We start from the raw sequence: 15,558 nt of genomic DNA on the forward strand, positions 1-15,558 counted from the left end.
CCGCTCATCATGGTCCGCCATACAGACGACAACGACAAGAAGCCCCGCGCCCGTCAAGACGAACGGTCGCCCCGGCCCTTTAAATCCTCCGGTCCCCGCAAGAGCGGCGACGGGACGAAATCATTCGGCGACAAGCCGCGCGGCCCTCGCGACGACGGCGCAAAGCGTTTCGGCGACAAGCCGGATCGGCCCCGCAGCGACCGGCCTCGCAGCGACAAGGGCGGCAAGGACGCCAAGTCGGGCAAGGCGGAGACGCCCCTGCGCGCCGAGCGAATCGCCAAGACCATGGCCCGCGCCGGCATCGCCTCGCGACGCGAGGTCGAGCGGCTGATCGGCCTGGGCAAGGTGGCGGTGAACGGCCGCATCCTGGACACGCCCGCGACCCTGGTGACGCGCGACGACGTGATCACGGTCGATGGCAAGCCCATCGGCTCGACCCAGGCGACGCGCGTGTGGCGCTATCACAAGCCTGCGGGCCTCTTGACCAGCCACAGCGATCCGACCGGACGGCCGACGGTGTTCGACGCCCTGCCGGCCGGCCTGCCGCGCGTGATCTCGGTCGGGCGGCTGGACTTGGCGACCGAAGGCCTGCTGCTGCTGACCAATGACGGCGAGCTGAGCCGGGCGCTGGAACTGCCCTCCACCTCGCTGGTGCGCCAGTACCGGGCGCGGGCGCGCGGCAAGATCACCCAGGACCAGCTGGACGCGCTGAAGGACGGCGTGGTCGTGGACGGCGTGTCCTATGGCCCCATCGAGGCCAAGCTGGACAAGGCCAAGGAGTCGAAGGCCGAGGACGGCAAGGCCCCCGCCAACCTGTGGATCTCGGTCTCGATCACCGAGGGCAAGAACCGCGAGGTCCGCAAGGTGCTGGAATCGGTCGGCCTGACGGTCAACCGCCTGATCCGCCTGGCCTATGGTCCGTTCCGCCTGGATGTGCTGCCCGTCGGGGCGGTCGAGGAGGTCGGGCCGCGCGTGATCCGCGAACTGCTGGCCGACTATATCCGGCCCGAGAACCTGCCCACCGGCAATACGGTCGAGACGCCCGCGCCCATCCCCGGTCGCCGGGTATCGACGCCCATCGTCAAGGGCCGGTCGGGCTCGGCCATGTCGGACCCGTCGCGCAAGCCCAGCCGCGTGCGCGCCGCCGAAACGGCCCAGGCCGACGCCGTCGAACGCCGCGAGCGTCCGGCCAAGAAGGAGGGCTGGGCCAAGGCCGCGCCCAGGTTCGAACATTCCAAGACCTTCAAGCCGCGCGAGCGCACCGCCCCCGCCGGCGACCGTCCGGCGCGCGAGGACGGCGACCGGCCAAAGCGCGCCTTCAAGCCGCGCGACGACCAGTTCATCGACGACCGCAGGAAGCCCGCAGGGGCCAGGCCCGCCGCCAAGCCGGGCGCCAAGCCCGGTGGACGCGCCGGTCCGGGCGCGGGCGCGGGGGGGCGCGACTTCAAGCCGCGTTCCGGCGGCAAGCCGGCGGGTCCATCGGGAACCAGCGGGCGCGGCCCTGGCGGCAAGCCGCGCGCGCCTCGCTGAAACGCGCCGCCGAGGAGAGTTGAGGCATGACGTCTTCTTCCACCGGCCGGTGCCTGTGCGGCGCCGTGACGTTCACCGCCACGCCTAGAGGCGGGATGCACGCCTGCCATTGCGGCACGTGCCGGCGCCTGTCGGGCGGCATCCTGTTCAGCGTGGACTGCGGCGACAGCGTCGCGGTTCAGGGGACGGTGGCGACCTACGCCTCGTCCGACTGGGCGACGCGCCAGTTCTGCCCGGCCTGCGGGACCGGCCTGTTCTGGCGCTCCAACGCCTGGGCCGTGACCATGGTCTCGGCCCAGGCGTTCGACGACCCGTCCGCCTTTAAGCTGGAGGACGAGTTCTGCATCGAGAGCAAGCCCGACACCTACGCCCTGGCGGGGGATCGGCCGCGCCTGACCACGGACGAACTGTACGCCCAGTTCGCTGCGCCCGAAGCCTGATGCGGATCGTCGCCGGAAGCCTGAAGGGCCGCGCCATCGTCGCGCCGGAGGGGCAGGGCACGCGCCCGACCTCGGACCGCGCGCGCCAGGCGGTGTTCAACGTGCTGGAACACGCCGCCTGGGCCGAGAGCCTGCAGGGCGCGCGGGTCATCGACCTGTACGCCGGTTCCGGCGCCCTGGGGTTCGAGGCGGTCAGCCGGGGCGCGGGCTTCTGCCTGTTCGTGGAGACGGACGACGGCGCGCGCGGCGCCATCCGCGAGAACGCCGACGCCTATGGGCTGATGGGGCGCACGCGGGTCCATAGGCGCAGCGCCACCGACCTGGGCGTGCGCCCCGGCCCGGTGGCGGAGGCCTTCGACATCGCCTTCCTGGACCCGCCCTACGGCAAGGGCTTGGGGGAGCAGACGCTGGCTCGCCTGGTCGAAGGCGACTGGCTGAAACCCGGCGCCCTGGTGGTGTTCGAGCGCGGCTCGGATGAACCGGAGATCGACACGCCCGGCTATGAGCGGCTGGACGCGCGCGACTATGGCGCGGCGCGAGTGCTGTTCCTGCGCGCGGGACCGGGCGCCTGAGCCTCAGCCGTCCATTGCACTGCACGATCGAAAACAGTGCGATGTGCAACAAGGTGCAGTTCCAGGCGGCGCCCCTGCACCGTCAGAACAGGCGGCCATTATAGTCTGGCGTCGCCGCACCGTGCGTCGATCAGCTTTGCTTTCAGGCAAGATGCTGATTCAGCGTGCTTTCGTGCGTTCAGTCATGCGCGCAGTTTGATCGCAAGAGTCTGCGCCGCCTGGGTGACCTCGGCCCATGTGACGTCGAAACCGTCGTCCTCGTCGAAATAGGGGTCGGCCACCGCCTGACCCTCGCGGCCCGGCACATGGTCCAGCAGGAGGCTGAGGTCTGCGGTGGCGTCTGCGGGCGCGATTCGGCGCAGATTGGCCAGATTGTCGTGGTCCAGGGCGATAATGTGGGTGAAGCGGCGGAAGTCCGCAGGCTTCACCTGGCGCCCCTGATAGCCGGAAATATCGACCCCATGCCTGCGCGCCACGGCCTGAGCGCGCGGATCGGGCGCCTCGCCGATGTGCCAGCCGCCCGTGCCTGCGGAATCCACGATCAGATCCATCCGCAACCGCTGCGCCTCGGCCCGCAGCGCCGCCTCCGCCAGAGGCGAGCGACAGATGTTGCCGAGACAGACGAAGAGGACGGAAGCCATGGATGGGTTCGTTGCTGTGCCGGGTTAATGCGCGACAGGGTTTGGGGTTTGGGGCCAGGCCTGCCTGTCACGCCCCGTTTCGAGCGCCGACGCCCAGCCGGTTCATCCCATGCTGTTCAGGGTTTCGACGATCTGCTGGCGCGCGCGTTTGGCTTCCGGCCCGAGAAGCAGGGGATAGACATGGATCAGGCCTTCCTCGCGATAGTACTGAACCTGCACACCCGATGTCTTCGCCTTGGCGGCCAGCAGGTCGGTGTCCGGGTTGGTGATGTCGTGTGATCCGCTGAAAAGGGTCAACGGCCCCAGGCCCGCGAGGTCCGCCAGAAGGGGACTGACCTTGGGGTCGTCCACCTTCAAGCCACCCCTCCACATCTCGATAGCCGCCGTCAAACCCCTGCGTGCGAGCCAGGGATCCAGCTTTTCGACACGGTCCAGGGCTGGATTGTTCAGTCGGAGATCCAGAGCAGGAGAAATGAGAATCGTTCTCGCCAGCGTCTCGTTTCTGGTCCGCAGAAGGTGAAGCGCCGTGGAGAGCGAGATTTGTCCGCCCGCCGAATCGCCCATGATGAATGTGCGGTCGGAGCCAATCCGATCGACGATGCCGCCGACAAGCCGGCTTACCTGGTCGACGACAGGTTCCGCCGTTCCCAGAGGCGCCAGGGGATAGATGGGGACATAGACCGCCGCTTTGGACTTCACGGCCACCTCAGCCGCCAACTGCCACTGAGGCGCGACGATTTCGTTGATCCAGGCGCCGCCGTGGACATAGACGCCCTCGCGCTTCACGTCGCCATCCGTCGGCGCCAGTCTGTAGACCGGCCATCCCGAGGAATAATCCACCGAAACGTCCACAGGGTCGCGCCAGCGCGATGGCGGCGAGAACGAGGTCGGCCTGATCAGGCGCTCCGCAACCTTGGCTCTGACGAGGTCAGGGTCCGAGAAACCCGCCTTCCGCCCCGATTTCTCAATATAGAAGGCGATGAGCTTCGCAGTAATGCTTGGCATGGGGCGGCTTTCTCTGGTCGTCGTCTGTCCAGCTTTCAATACCACCCCAAGCTATGGATGAATGTCGCGAGCGGCTCAACCCGTTACGCTGACGCAGCCTGGACGATATCGCCATCCGGTATGTCGCCAGTCTTAACTGGTGATCTATCTGGCGAGGTAACGACCAGGCGGTTGGCCGACGGCCTTGCGAAACATGCTGACGAAACTGCTGGTGCTTTCGTAGCCCAGGTCGAGGCCGACCGACTGGACGGATCGCCCGGAAGCCAGCCAGCGCAGCGCCAGCAGGATGTGAAGCTGGCGTCGCCAGCGGCCGAAACCCATGCCGATTTCCGACGACAGTCTGCGGTTGAGCGTGCGTTCGCTCATGCCGACGCCCGCGGCCCATTGCGCCACGGTCGATGAGGCGGCCGGATTGGCGATCATGGCTTCGGCCAGAGCCTTCAAACGAGGGTCGGAGGGGATCGGCAGGCGGAAATTCTCGATGGGCGCCGTGGCCAGTTCGTCGAGGATGACCGAGGCGATGCGGCCCTCGGGTCCGTCAGGGTCGTACTGGGCGGGCATTTCACTGGCGCGCATCAGCAGATGGCGAAGCAGGTCTGAAATCAGGATGGCGCAACCGTGTGGCGGCAGTCGCGCGGCAGGCGTCGCGTGGATGAACAGACAGACGCATTCCACGTCGCCCGATCCGAACACGGTATGGGGCGTATCGCCGGGAATCCAGATGGCCGAGCCGGGCGGTACGATCCACACAGCCTCTTCCATTTCGCAGTTGATGGCGCCGCGAACCCCATAGAGAAGCTGGGCCTTGCGGTGTCGGTGACGTTGGGACTGCTCGACCGTTTCCAGACGGCCGACGCCGGCCGCGACGACCATATCGCGCGCGTCGTCATCAATGGCGGTCGGCCAGTCGGCGCGCACGTCCAGACGCATTCGCCTGAGCCTCTCGCTGAAATGGCCGATTTGAAACACGGAATGGCGATTGTGCGCAATGACGCCATTCAACGCCTCGGTTATCCTCGTGGTCGGCCATCAGATTCCTGGCTGAAAGGATGTTTCGTCATGTCCATGGACAGTTCAGGCTTTCCCTACGTCTGGTTCAGCTATGCCGACGGGTTCGGCGATGACGAGGGCATGGCCGAGTTCGAGCGCAACCTTGCCCGCCACAAGCCTTTCGTGATCCTTTCGGACTCCGCCCCCGATGAGAACAGGCAGCCTTCGCACGAGGAGCGGAAACGCCTGTCCCTGTGGATGAAGGCGCACAAGGCCGATTTGCGTCGGTTCGTGCTGGCGATGGTCGTGGTGGAGCCAAGCGCGGTTAAGCGGCTGGCCTTCGCCGCCTTTGGCGTGATTTTCGAGAAGTTCTGGGGCTATCCGATGGTCATGGTCGAATCGCGCGACGCCGCCATGGCCCAGGCCGAGACGCTGCTGGCCAAGGTCGGGCGTTAGGCCGTCGTTGGCTCAACGCCGCCCGAACAACTTCTCCAGATCGTGCAGCTTCAGCTCCACATAGGTCGGGCGGCCGTGGTTGCATTGGCCGGAGTGGGGGGTGGCTTCCATCTGGCGGAGCAGGGCGTTCATCTCGGGGGCCGAGAGGACGCGGCCTGAGCGGACGCTGCCGTGGCAGGCCATGGTGCCGCAGATGGCGGCCAGGCGTTCCTTGAGCGACAGGGCCTGGCCGTGCTCGGACAGGTCGTCGGCGATGTCGCGGATCAGGCCCTGAACATCGGTATCGCCCAGCATGGCCGGGGTCTCGCGCACCAGGACGGCGCCGGCGCCGAAGGCCTCGACGATCAGGCCCATCTCGGCCAGTTCCTCGGCGCGCGAGGCGACGCGCTCGGCCTCGGCGGGGTCCAGATCGACCACCTCGGGCGTCAGCAGGGCCTGGCGGGTCACGGACCCCTCGGCCATCTGGGCCTTCATCCGCTCATAGACCAGCCGTTCGTGAGCGGCGTGCTGATCGACGATGACCAGACCGTCGCGGGTCTGGGCGACGATATAGTTGGCGTGGAGTTGGCCACGCGCGGCGCCCAGGGGGTAGTCGAGGGGGTCCGTGGGGGTGTGAGGCGTGAAGGGTGAATCGTGATTGGCGGGCGCGGCCGCTTGCTGGGGCCATGAAGGGGCGTTCCCAAACGCGGGCCAGCTGGGTTCGACGCGGGCGCTGCGTTCGTTCAGGCCGGGCAGGACCTGGGCGGCGGCGGCGGGCTGGGACCAGCCGGTCCAGCCGCTGAACCCTTGCGCGGACGGGGCGCTGGGGCTGTAGGCGGGGCTGGATGCGACGCCGGTGTGGGGCTGGAACCCCGACAGGGCGTCGGCGGCGACGGTCGTTGAGGCGCGGTGGCCTGCGGCGTGCAGGGCGTGACGCAGGGCGCCGACGATCAGGCCGCGCACCAGGGCCGGATCGCGGAACCGGACCTCGGCCTTGGCCGGGTGGACGTTGACGTCGACATAGAGCGGATCGATGTCGAGGAAGAGGACGGCGGCCGGGTGGCGGTCGCGCGCCAGGAAGTCGGCGTAGGCGCCGCGCAGGGCCCCTTGCAGCAGCCGATCCTTCACCGGGCGGCCGTTGACGAACAGATACTGATGCGCCGCATTGCCGCGCGAATAGGTGGGCAGGCCCGCATAGCCCGACAGGCGCACGCCATCCCGCTCCTGATCGATCAGCAGGGCGTTGGCCTCGAAGTCGCGGCCCAGAAGGGCGGACAGGCGCTTCAGGCGGCCCTCGTCGCCGGGGTGTTCGGCGGGCAGGCGCAGGGTGACCTTGCCGTCCAGCGACAGGGTGAAGGCGACGGCCTCGTGCGCCATGGCCTGACGCTTGATCTCTTCGGAGATGGCCATGGCCTCGGACCGTTCGGACTTCATGAACTTGAGCCGGGCGGGGGTGGCGTAGAAGAGGTCGCGCACCTCCACCCGCGCGCCGTGCGGGCCGGGGAAGGGGGCGGGGGCCAGGGGGCGGGTCTCGCCGCCCTCGACAGTGATGGCCCAGGCGTCGGTTTCGTCACGGGATCGGGTGGTGATCGACAGGCGGGCGACCGAGCCGATGGAGGGCAGGGCTTCGCCCCGGAAGCCCAGGGTGTGGATGCGCAGCAGGTCCACGTCGCCGGCGTCGTCGGGCTCAAGCTTTGACGTCGCGTGGCGTTCGATGGCCAGGGGCAGTTCCTCCCGCGGAATGCCCTTGCCGTCGTCGGCGATCAGGATGCGCGACAGGCCGCCGCCGTCGGCCTGAATCTCGATATTGCGACCGCCGGCGTCCAGGGCGTTCTCGACCAGTTCCTTGATGGCGCTGGCCGGTCGCTCGACCACCTCGCCGGCGGCGATGCGGTTGACGGTTTCGGGGGAGAGGCGACGGATGGGCATGAGCAGTCCAAGATAGGGCGCGCGGGGGATTCGCGCCATGCGGCGTTCGACGGGCGGGGAACGCGACGACAGCTTGGCCGTTCAGACGGCTGCGCGCCTTGATCCAGCCCGAAACCCGGTGCGGAATGGCGTGGCTGACCGCCTGACCTTTCTCGGATGACCATGAAGACCCGATCGATCGTGCTCGCCGCCGCCCTGGCCCTGTCGGCTTGCGGCAATCCCAATAGCTCCAAGGCGCAGGAGGGCGAATTCGCCCAGCCGACGCGAAACGTGCCCAGCGACGCCGGGGGCATGAAGTCCAGCTTCGCGCCCGTGGTCCGCTCGGCGGCGCCGGCGGTGGTCAATATCTCGGCGCGCAGCGTGCAGCGTGTGCAGGCCGATCCCTTCTTCCAGCTGTTCGGCGGCGGAATTCCGCAGGCGCGGGTGGCGGAATCGGTGGGGTCGGGCGTGATCGTGCGCTCGGACGGGATCGTGGTGACCAACAACCACGTCATCCAGGGCGCCCAGCAGATCAAGGTCGTGCTGAACGACCGGCGCGAGTTTCCCGCCACCGTCATCCTGGCCGACGAGCGCAGCGATATCGCCGTGCTGAGGCTGGAAAACGTCAGCGACCGGCTGCCGGTGCTGGCCATCGACGACCGCGAGCAGCAGCAGGTGGGCGACCTGGTCCTGGCCATCGGCAATCCGTTCGGCGTGGGCCAGACGGTGACCAACGGCATCATCTCGGCCCTGAACCGCACCGAGACCGGCATTTCCGACAGCGGCTCCTTCATCCAGACCGATGCGGCCATCAATCCCGGCAACTCGGGCGGGGCGCTGGTGGACATGGACGGCGACCTGATCGGCATCAACACGGCGATCTTCTCGCGATCCGGCTCTTCGGCCGGGGTCGGGTTCGCGGTGCCCGCCGCCATGGTCAAGCGGGTGGTCGACAGCGCTTTGGGCGGGGCGAAACAGGTCGTGCGACCCTGGCTGGGCGTGAAGGGCGACACGGTGACGGGCGACATCGCCGGCAGCCTGGGTCTGAGCCGGCCGCAAGGGTTGGTCGTCACCGAGGTTTACGCCAATGGGCCGGCGGCGCGGGCGGGCGTGCGCCAGGGCGATGTGATCACCGCGGTCGACGGCCAGGAGATCAACGACCAGGGCGGGCTGAACTACCGCGTCGGCTCGCGCAATCCCAACGATCAGGTGCAGGTGGCCATCCTGCGCGACGGTCGGGCCCAGACCCTGACGGCGCGGGTCCAGCCCCTGCCGGGCGACGCCGATCCCAGCGGCGGCGTGACCATCGCGTCCGGTCCGTTCGCGGGCGCCGAGGTCGTGGCCCTGAACCCGGCCCTGGCCGACCGTCTGGGCGGCGATCCGTTCGCGACGGGGGTGATCGTCACCGGCGTGTCGGGACGCGGCTATGCGGCGCGGGCGGGCTTCCGCCAGAACGACCTGATCGTCAGCATCAACGGCCGCGCCATCGCCTCGGCCCGCGACATAGAGGCCGCCGGCGCCGGCCGGGGTCCGTGGGAGGTCGTCATCAATCGCGGCGGCCGTCAGATTCGCGGCGTGCTGAGGTAAGGGAAGGGCGCTTCAGCCCTTCTTGGGCCCGCCGATGGACCAGGTGTGACCGAAAGGGTCGCGGAGCTGGCCGTAGCGGTCGCCCCAGAACTGGTCGGCCATGTCCAGAACAGGCTCGGCGCCGCCGACGACCAGGGCGCGGGTCCACCAGGCGTCGGGATCGGCGACCTGAAGGTGCAGGGTCACGCCGGTGGGGCGCACGTCCTGAAGGCCGGTGTATTCCGGAAACTCGTCGTTCAGCATGACGCTGGCGCCGTTGATCTTCAGATGGGCGTGGATCAGCCGTTCGCCGTCGTCGGCCAGCCTGCGGTCCAGCACCTCGGCACCGAAGGCGATGATGTAGAAATCGACCGCCGCCGAGGCCCCGCGCGAGGGGATGGTCAGGTGGGGCGTCACGCCGGAAGTCGGCCCTTGGGCGGGATTGGCGTCGGTCATCAAGGCGGTCTCCGTGGCAGGGCGCCATACTAGCGCGTGAAAAGCCTTTGGCGAACGCCTACATAGGTCGCACTCATGAGCGATCTGTTCGAAGCCTCCGGCATTCTGCCCCCCGACGCCCCCCTGGCCGACCGCCTGCGTCCGCGCACGCTGGACGAGGTGGTGGGACAGGACCATCTGCTGGGCCCCGGCGGGCCGATCCGGCGCATGATCGAGGCCGGACGGCTGGGTTCGATGATTCTGTGGGGACCGCCAGGCACCGGCAAGACCACCATCGCGCGGCTGCTGGCCCAGGCGGCGGGCTATGAATATCAGGCGATCAGCGCGGTGTTTTCGGGCGTCGCGGACCTGAAGAAGGCGTTCGAGGCGGCGCGGATGCGGCGGGCGGCGGGGCAGAGCACCTTGCTGTTCGTCGACGAAATCCACCGCTTCAATCGCGCCCAGCAGGACGGCTTTCTGCCCTTCGTCGAGGCGGGGGTTGTGACGCTGGTCGGCGCCACGACCGAGAACCCCAGTTTCGAGCTGAACGGGGCCTTGCTGTCGCGCAGCCAGGTCTATGTGCTGAAACGGCTGGACGATGCGGCGCTGGATCAGCTGCTGAGTCGGGCCGAGGCGCATATGGAGAAGGCTTTGCCGCTGACGCCGGAGGCGCGACAGGCGATGCTGGCCCTTGCCGACGGGGACGGGCGGTATCTGCTGACCATGTCGGAGGTGCTGTTCGACCTGCCCGACGGCGAAATGCTGGACGTGCAGGGCCTGGCCGGGGTGCTGCAACGCCGGGCGCCGGCCTACGACAAGTCGCGAGAAGAACACTATAACCTCATATCCGCCCTGCATAAATCGGTGCGGGGGTCGGACCCGGATGCAGCGCTGTATTGGTTGGCGCGGATGCTGAACGGGGGCGAGGACCCGCTGTATCTGGCGCGGCGGATCGTGCGGATGGCGGTTGAGGACATCGGCGAGGCGGACCCGCTGTCGATCTTGGTCGCCAATGCCGCCAAGGACACTTACGACTTCCTGGGCAGTCCAGAGGGCGAACTGGCGCTGGCCCAGGCGGTGGTGCATCTGGCGACCGCGCCCAAGTCGGTCGGGGTTTACGAAGCCTTCAAGGCGGCCAAGAAGGCGGCCTATGAGACCGGCTCGCTGATGCCGCCCGCCCACATCCGCAACGCCCCGACCAAGCTGATGAAACAACTCGGTTACGGCAAGGGCTATCAATACGATCCCGACACGCCCGAGGGTTTCTCCGGCGCCGACTTCTTCCCCGACGAAATGGAGCGCCGAACCTTCTACAAGCCCAAGGGCGAGGGGCACGAGGAGAAGGTCAAGGCGCGGCTGGAACGCTGGGCCGCGATGCGGGCGCGGATGGCGGTGGACGGCGCTGTGGACGCGGCGGGCGACTGACCTCTAGAAGCCCCGGATGACCGACCGCCAGCCCGTCGCCCTGTCCGATGACGAAATCGCCGCCGTCCGTTCGTGGGTGATCCACGAGGATGCGCACGTCATCGCCTTTTCAAAGCCCAGCGGCCTGTCCAGCCAGGGGGGGCGGATAAAGGCGCATACGCTGGACGATCTGCTGTGGGCGTTCGCGCGGTCGAACGGCAAGCGGCCGGAGCTGGTGCATCGGCTGGATCGCGACACCTCGGGCGTGATCCTGGCGGCCAAGACCAAGCCGGCGGCGGGGTTCCTGGGCAAGGCGCTGCAGATGCGGCGGTTCGGGAAGCAATATCTGGCCTTGCTGTCGGCGGCGCCCGAGCCGCGATCCGGCACGGTGGATGCGCCGCTGCGCCGCGAAGAGATCGGGCGCGAGAGCTATATGCGGGTCGTCGCCTTCGATGCGCCGGGCGCGCAAGGGTCGCAGAGCCGATACCGCACCCTGGCCGCCAGCGATCACGGGGCGGTGGTGGAGCTGGAGCCGCTGACCGGACGGATGCACCAACTGCGGGTGCATATGGCGCATCTGGGGCGGCCGCTGATCGGGGATGTGCGCTATGGCGGCGCCCTGACCACGCCGGTCGGGGCCGCGCCGCGCCTGATGCTGCACGCCGCCAAGCTGAGCTTTCCGCATCTCGAGGGCGGGACCACGACGGTCGAGGCCCCGCCGCCCGAAGATTTCCAGACGCTGCGGAACGCCCTGGGTCTATAAGACCCGTCGAACCTGGGAGAGCCGCCTATGATCGCGACCGTGCTGATCGTCATCGTCGCGCTGATCCACGCCTATATCGTGGTGCTGGAGATGGCGCTGTGGACCACGCCGCGCGGGCGCAAGGCCTTTGGCATGAGCGTGGAAAAGGCCGAACTGACCAAGGTGCTGGCCGCCAATCAGGGCCTCTACAACGGCTTTCTGGTCGCCGGTCTGGCCTGGGGGCTGTGGCTGGGCGAGGGTGGCTTTCAGATCAAGGTCTTCTTCCTGGCCTGCGTGCTGGTCGCGGGGCTTTACGGGGCGGCGACGGTCAGTCGGAAGATCCTGCTGGTGCAGGCGGTTCCGGCGGCCCTGGCTCTGATCGCGCTCGCCCTGCGTATATGAGGGAACGCCAACCCCGTTGCGACGCTATGTCGTTGAAAGGATTCATCCGATGAAGCGTCTCGCCATCGCCCTGACCGGCTTGTCCGCCCTGGCCCTGACCGCCTGCGCCAGCCTTGCGCCTTACGCGGCCCAACGCGGGTCGGGCGGGCAGGGGTATTCCGAGCAACGCATCGAAACCAACCGATATCGCGTGACCTACAATGGCGTGGGCGCGGCCGGTCGCGTGGCCGACTGGGCGTTGGTGCGCGCGGCGGACCTGACGACCGAACAGGGCTATGACTGGTTCGAAGTGACGCAAAGCTGGACCGACGGCCGTCCCGGCGGCGCGGGCGGCGTCAGTCCCAGCGTCTCCATCGGCGGCGGGAGCAGCCGTTACGGCGGCTATTCCGCATCGGGCGTTGGCGTTGGGGTCGGTCTGAACTTCAGCGGGCCGCAGCCGACATCGACCACGCTGGAGGTCGTCATGGGCCGGGGCGCCAAGCCCGACAGCCCCTACGCCTATGATGCGCGCTCGGTGCAGGGTTCTATCCCGCGCTGACCATCGCTTTCGCTGCGGACCGCGTATAGAAGGCCGCACGATGACACGTATTCTTCTCGTCGCGGCCGGCGGCGCCATCGGATCGGTGGCGCGCTATGGGCTGGGCGTCGCGGCCGGCCGGTGGGCGCCGAACGCTGGATGGCCGGCAGGCACCTTCGCCGCCAATGTCGCCGGCGGCCTGTTGATGGGGCTGCTGGTCGGCTGGCTGGCGTTCCGGGGCGGGGCGCAGCAGGAGGCGGTGCGCCTGTTCGCCGCCGTGGGCGTGCTGGGCGGGTTCACGACCTTTTCGTCCTATTCGCTGGAGGCGGTGCAGATGATCGAGCGCCGCCAGATCGGCCTGGCCGCCGCCTATGTGATCGGGTCGGTGGTCTTGGCCATCGTGGCCCTGTTCGTCGGCCTGATGATCGCCCGCCGCTCCTTTGGAGTCCCCGCTTGACCGACCAGCCGCCCGAAGCAGACGCCCCGAAGCGTGAAGTCCTGACCATCTATGTCGCCGAGGACGAGGACGGCATCCGCCTGGACCGCTGGTTCCGCCGACGCTGGCCACACCTGTCCAACATCCAGGTGCAGAAGATGGCCCGCAGCGGTCAGATCCGCGTGGACGGCGCCCGTATCAAACCCGAAGGCCGTCTGACCGCCGGGGCCGCCGTGCGCGTGCCGCCGATCCCGGACGACACCTCGCGCCAGGCGGGCGACGTGCATACGCTGTCAGAAAAGGACATCGCCTTCGCCAAGTCGCTGGTCCTGTACGAAGACGACATGGTGATCGCGCTGAACAAGCCGCACGGCCTGGCCGTGCAGGGCGGGACCAAGACCAGCCGCCACGTCGACCGTCTCCTGTCGGCCTGGGGCGAGGGGTTGGAGCGCCCGCGTCTGGTCCACCGGCTGGACCGCGACACATCCGGCGTCCTGCTGCTGGGCAAGGGGCCGGAAGCGGCAAAGCGGCTGGCCGGCGCCTTCGCGCGGCGTCAGGCCAAGAAGACCTATTGGGCCATCGTCATCGGCAATCCGAAACCCTATTCGGGCCAGATCGACATGCCGTTGAAGAAGACCGGCATCAACGACTTCGAGATGATGCGTCCCGCCGAGCGCAAGGACCCGCGCGCCGAACCGGCCGAGACGGCGTTTTCGACCATCAGCCGGGCCTCGCACCGCGCCGCCTGGATGGCGCTGCGTCCCTTCACCGGGCGGACGCACCAGTTGCGTGCGCACATGGCGGGGATCGGCCATCCGATCCTGGGCGATCCCAAATACGGCGACGATAAATCGCGCGAACTGTCGGGGCCGCTGAAGCTGCAACTACACGCGCGCAGCATCGAGCTGGATCACCCGCGCGGCGGCGTCCTGAAGGTCACGGCGCCGTTGAGCCCCGAGATGAAGGCCGGCTTCGCCCACTTCGGCTTTTCCGAGGACGAGGCCGAGGACGACCCGTTCCTGGGCGTGAAGAGGATCAGGTGACCGTCGGCGCCCAGGCCGAGGTCGAACGCGCCCAGGCCCTGGCCCGATCCGGTCGGCAGGAAGCGGCGCTGGCGGTGCTGGCGGCCGTGACGCAGCGGCCGGATGCCCCGTGGCAGGCCCTGTCCATCCATGCCGACATGGCCAAGCAGGCCGGGCGGCTGGAGGACAGTCTGGCGCTGTCGCGGAGGCTGATCGCGGTGCGCCCAAACAGCGTGCCGGCGCGGCATAACCTGGCCTCGACGCTGGGCGACCTTGGGCGAGCTGCCGAGGCGGAGGCGGTCTGTCGCGAGGCCATGGCGCTGGGCGGAGATGCCCCGGAGACCTGGCTGGTGCTGGCCCGCGCGCTGCAGTCCCAGAACCGCTTCGAAGCGGCCGAGGACGCCTATCGCCAGGCCTTGTCGCGCCGGCCCGGCTATGGCGAGGTCTTGAGGGATCTCAGCCAGTTGATCTGGATGCGCGACGCCGACGTTGCGGCCGCCAGCGCGCCGGTGGATCTCGCCATCGCGGCGGCGCCGGGCGATGCGGGGCTGCGCCGGATCAAGGCGCGGTTGCTGGAGTATGCGGGCGACGCGAAAGGGGCGTATCGCACCCTGGTCGCGGGGGCGCTGGACGCGCCGGGCGAACTGGCGGCGGCGCAGGCCTGTATGGGGCTGGACCCGCGGCGGGCGCTGAACCATGCGAACCGGGCGGCGGCGCTGGCAGGCGCGGCCGTGCCGGCGGTGATGACGACCCAGGCGGAATGTCTGCTGGCGCTCGGCCGACCCGAGGCGGCGCTGGAGCCGATCACGGCGCTCAGGGCCCGGGAGCCGCTGAACCAGCACGTCCTGGCGCACCAGGCGACGGCGTGGCGAATGCTGGGCGATGCACGCTATGCGCAGCTCTATGACTATGACGCCTTCGTGCGGCCCTATCGGTTGGAGACGCCGGACGGGTGGGCGACGTTGGCGGACTATCTGGGCGATCTGGCGGCCGGGCTTAACCGGCTGCACAGGTTGAAGACCCATCCGGTCGGACAGTCGTTGCGCGGCGGATCGCAGACGGCGATGTCGCTGACGCAGAGCGACGATCCGGCGATCCGCGCCTTCTTCGCCGCCATCGAAGCGCCGATCCGGGCCTATATGGCGGCGCTGGGCCAGGGCGACGATCCGTTGAGGGCGCGCAACACCGGCGACTATCGCGTCAAGGGCAGTTGGTCGGTGCGGCTGCGCCCCAACGGGTTTCACGCCGACCATATCCATTCGGACGGCTGGCTGTCCTCGGCGTGTCATATCGAGGTTCCGCCGTCGGTCGAAGGCGAGGGGCGCGAGGGCTGGCTGCGGTTCGGCGCGCCGCCCGGCCTGCCGCACCTGACGGCCCAGCACCATGTGCGACCGCAGGCGGGGACGCTGGTGCTGTTTCCCTCCTATATGTGGCACGGCACCCAGCCGTTCGGCGGCGAGGCGTCACGCCTGACGCTGGCGTTCGACGTCGTGCCGGCCTGATCTTCGACGGA

General features: G+C 68.6%; 17 protein-coding genes. 12 read left to right on the forward strand and 5 right to left on the reverse strand.

Annotated features, from left to right (window positions below; genetic code table 11):
• Positions 1 to 9 precede the first annotated feature (9 nt).
• From B3Z70_RS08150 to rsmD, 3 genes are read left to right on the forward strand one after another with little or no spacing between them, the layout of a single operon-like run.
• Positions 10 to 1,530: a pseudouridine synthase gene (locus B3Z70_RS08150; RefSeq protein WP_292045331.1), complete on the forward strand. Its 1,521-nt coding sequence runs from the start codon at positions 10 to 12 to the stop codon at positions 1,528 to 1,530.
• A 26-nt stretch (positions 1,531 to 1,556) separates the two neighbouring features.
• Entirely contained in the window at positions 1,557 to 1,970 is a 414-nt protein-coding gene (locus B3Z70_RS08155; RefSeq protein ID WP_292045334.1) for a GFA family protein, read from the forward strand.
• Complete coding sequence (rsmD, locus tag B3Z70_RS08160; protein ID WP_292045336.1) at positions 1,970 to 2,542, forward strand: 16S rRNA (guanine(966)-N(2))-methyltransferase RsmD; 573 nt, start codon at positions 1,970 to 1,972, stop codon at positions 2,540 to 2,542. The genes B3Z70_RS08155 and rsmD overlap by 1 nt, the downstream gene beginning before the upstream one ends.
• 182 nt (positions 2,543 to 2,724) lie before the next feature.
• Here rsmD and B3Z70_RS08165 read toward each other — a convergent pair whose 3' ends face one another.
• The 3 genes from B3Z70_RS08165 to B3Z70_RS08175 all read right to left on the reverse strand — a co-directional run bounded on the left by B3Z70_RS08165 (position 2,725) and on the right by B3Z70_RS08175 (position 5,118).
• On the reverse strand, positions 2,725 to 3,183 hold the full coding sequence (locus B3Z70_RS08165; protein WP_292045337.1) for a low molecular weight protein-tyrosine-phosphatase: 459 nt from the start codon (positions 3,181 to 3,183) through the stop codon (positions 2,725 to 2,727).
• 102 nt (positions 3,184 to 3,285) lie between these two features.
• The gene (locus B3Z70_RS08170) at positions 3,286 to 4,188 is read right to left on the reverse strand and encodes an alpha/beta hydrolase (RefSeq protein ID WP_292020728.1); all 903 of its coding nucleotides are present in this window, start codon (positions 4,186 to 4,188) and stop codon (positions 3,286 to 3,288) included.
• A gap of 144 nt (positions 4,189 to 4,332) precedes the next feature.
• A complete protein-coding gene (locus tag B3Z70_RS08175; protein WP_292020727.1) occupies positions 4,333 to 5,118 on the reverse strand; it encodes an AraC family transcriptional regulator in 786 nt (261 codons plus the stop codon).
• 129 nt (positions 5,119 to 5,247) lie between these two features.
• Here B3Z70_RS08175 and B3Z70_RS08180 point away from each other — a divergent pair, with 129 nt between their 5' ends.
• Positions 5,248 to 5,634, forward strand: coding sequence for a hypothetical protein (locus tag B3Z70_RS08180; protein ID WP_292020726.1), 387 nt, complete (start codon positions 5,248 to 5,250; stop codon positions 5,632 to 5,634).
• 12 nt (positions 5,635 to 5,646) lie between these two features.
• On the opposite strand, the gene mutL is transcribed toward B3Z70_RS08180, so the two are convergent.
• Positions 5,647 to 7,542 (reverse strand): DNA mismatch repair endonuclease MutL, encoded by a 1,896-nt coding sequence (gene mutL, locus B3Z70_RS08185; RefSeq protein WP_292020724.1) that lies wholly within the window; start codon positions 7,540 to 7,542, stop codon positions 5,647 to 5,649.
• Between the two features lie 162 nt (positions 7,543 to 7,704).
• Here mutL and B3Z70_RS08190 point away from each other — a divergent pair, with 162 nt between their 5' ends.
• Entirely contained in the window at positions 7,705 to 9,108 is a 1,404-nt protein-coding gene (locus B3Z70_RS08190; protein WP_292020722.1) for a Do family serine endopeptidase, read from the forward strand.
• A gap of 12 nt (positions 9,109 to 9,120) precedes the next feature.
• On the opposite strand, the gene B3Z70_RS08195 is transcribed toward B3Z70_RS08190, so the two are convergent.
• Positions 9,121 to 9,543 (reverse strand): VOC family protein, encoded by a 423-nt coding sequence (locus B3Z70_RS08195; RefSeq protein ID WP_292045340.1) that lies wholly within the window; start codon positions 9,541 to 9,543, stop codon positions 9,121 to 9,123.
• Between the two features lie 75 nt (positions 9,544 to 9,618).
• Between B3Z70_RS08195 and B3Z70_RS08200 the strand changes: the two genes are divergently transcribed.
• From B3Z70_RS08200 to B3Z70_RS08230, 7 genes are read left to right on the forward strand one after another with little or no spacing between them, the layout of a single operon-like run.
• Entirely contained in the window at positions 9,619 to 10,947 is a 1,329-nt protein-coding gene (locus B3Z70_RS08200; RefSeq protein ID WP_292020718.1) for a replication-associated recombination protein A, read from the forward strand.
• A 16-nt stretch (positions 10,948 to 10,963) separates the two neighbouring features.
• Positions 10,964 to 11,689, forward strand: a complete 726-nt coding sequence (locus B3Z70_RS08205; protein ID WP_292020715.1) for an RluA family pseudouridine synthase — start codon at positions 10,964 to 10,966, stop codon at positions 11,687 to 11,689.
• Between the two features lie 27 nt (positions 11,690 to 11,716).
• Positions 11,717 to 12,070 carry a DUF1304 domain-containing protein gene (locus B3Z70_RS08210; protein WP_292020713.1) on the forward strand — a complete coding sequence of 118 codons (354 nt, stop codon included), beginning with the start codon at positions 11,717 to 11,719 and terminating at the stop codon, positions 12,068 to 12,070.
• A 49-nt stretch (positions 12,071 to 12,119) separates the two neighbouring features.
• Positions 12,120 to 12,608: a CC0125/CC1285 family lipoprotein gene (locus tag B3Z70_RS08215; protein ID WP_292020711.1), complete on the forward strand. Its 489-nt coding sequence runs from the start codon at positions 12,120 to 12,122 to the stop codon at positions 12,606 to 12,608.
• Positions 12,609 to 12,648: 40 nt separating this feature from the next.
• Entirely contained in the window at positions 12,649 to 13,044 is a 396-nt protein-coding gene (gene crcB, locus B3Z70_RS08220) for a fluoride efflux transporter CrcB (protein ID WP_292020709.1), read from the forward strand.
• The gene (locus B3Z70_RS08225; RefSeq protein ID WP_292020707.1) at positions 13,041 to 14,066 is read left to right on the forward strand and encodes an RluA family pseudouridine synthase; all 1,026 of its coding nucleotides are present in this window, start codon (positions 13,041 to 13,043) and stop codon (positions 14,064 to 14,066) included. The genes crcB and B3Z70_RS08225 overlap by 4 nt, the downstream gene beginning before the upstream one ends.
• Positions 14,063 to 15,547, forward strand: coding sequence for a putative 2OG-Fe(II) oxygenase (locus tag B3Z70_RS08230; protein WP_292045341.1), 1,485 nt, complete (start codon positions 14,063 to 14,065; stop codon positions 15,545 to 15,547). The genes B3Z70_RS08225 and B3Z70_RS08230 overlap by 4 nt, the downstream gene beginning before the upstream one ends.
• Positions 15,548 to 15,558 lie beyond the last annotated feature (11 nt).

This window comes from Brevundimonas sp. UBA6550, assembly GCF_002434505.1.
Lineage (GTDB): Bacteria > Pseudomonadota > Alphaproteobacteria > Caulobacterales > Caulobacteraceae > Brevundimonas.

Coding starts and splice junctions, on each gene's coding strand:
- B3Z70_RS08195 (WP_292045340.1), bottom strand. CDS start 9,543: ATGACCGACGCCAATCCCGCCCAAGGGCCGACTTCCGGCGTGACGCCC.
- B3Z70_RS08215 (WP_292020711.1), top strand. CDS start 12,120: ATGAAGCGTCTCGCCATCGCCCTGACCGGCTTGTCCGCCCTGGCCCTG.
- B3Z70_RS08200 (WP_292020718.1), top strand. CDS start 9,619: ATGAGCGATCTGTTCGAAGCCTCCGGCATTCTGCCCCCCGACGCCCCC.
- B3Z70_RS08155 (WP_292045334.1), top strand. CDS start 1,557: ATGACGTCTTCTTCCACCGGCCGGTGCCTGTGCGGCGCCGTGACGTTC.
- mutL (WP_292020724.1), bottom strand. CDS start 7,542: ATGCCCATCCGTCGCCTCTCCCCCGAAACCGTCAACCGCATCGCCGCC.
- crcB (WP_292020709.1), top strand. CDS start 12,649: ATGACACGTATTCTTCTCGTCGCGGCCGGCGGCGCCATCGGATCGGTG.
- B3Z70_RS08175 (WP_292020727.1), bottom strand. CDS start 5,118: ATGCGTCTGGACGTGCGCGCCGACTGGCCGACCGCCATTGATGACGAC.
- B3Z70_RS08170 (WP_292020728.1), bottom strand. CDS start 4,188: ATGCCAAGCATTACTGCGAAGCTCATCGCCTTCTATATTGAGAAATCG.
- rsmD (WP_292045336.1), top strand. CDS start 1,970: ATGCGGATCGTCGCCGGAAGCCTGAAGGGCCGCGCCATCGTCGCGCCG.
- B3Z70_RS08205 (WP_292020715.1), top strand. CDS start 10,964: ATGACCGACCGCCAGCCCGTCGCCCTGTCCGATGACGAAATCGCCGCC.
- B3Z70_RS08210 (WP_292020713.1), top strand. CDS start 11,717: ATGATCGCGACCGTGCTGATCGTCATCGTCGCGCTGATCCACGCCTAT.
- B3Z70_RS08190 (WP_292020722.1), top strand. CDS start 7,705: ATGAAGACCCGATCGATCGTGCTCGCCGCCGCCCTGGCCCTGTCGGCT.
- B3Z70_RS08180 (WP_292020726.1), top strand. CDS start 5,248: ATGTCCATGGACAGTTCAGGCTTTCCCTACGTCTGGTTCAGCTATGCC.
- B3Z70_RS08165 (WP_292045337.1), bottom strand. CDS start 3,183: ATGGCTTCCGTCCTCTTCGTCTGTCTCGGCAACATCTGTCGCTCGCCT.
- B3Z70_RS08150 (WP_292045331.1), top strand. CDS start 10: ATGGTCCGCCATACAGACGACAACGACAAGAAGCCCCGCGCCCGTCAA.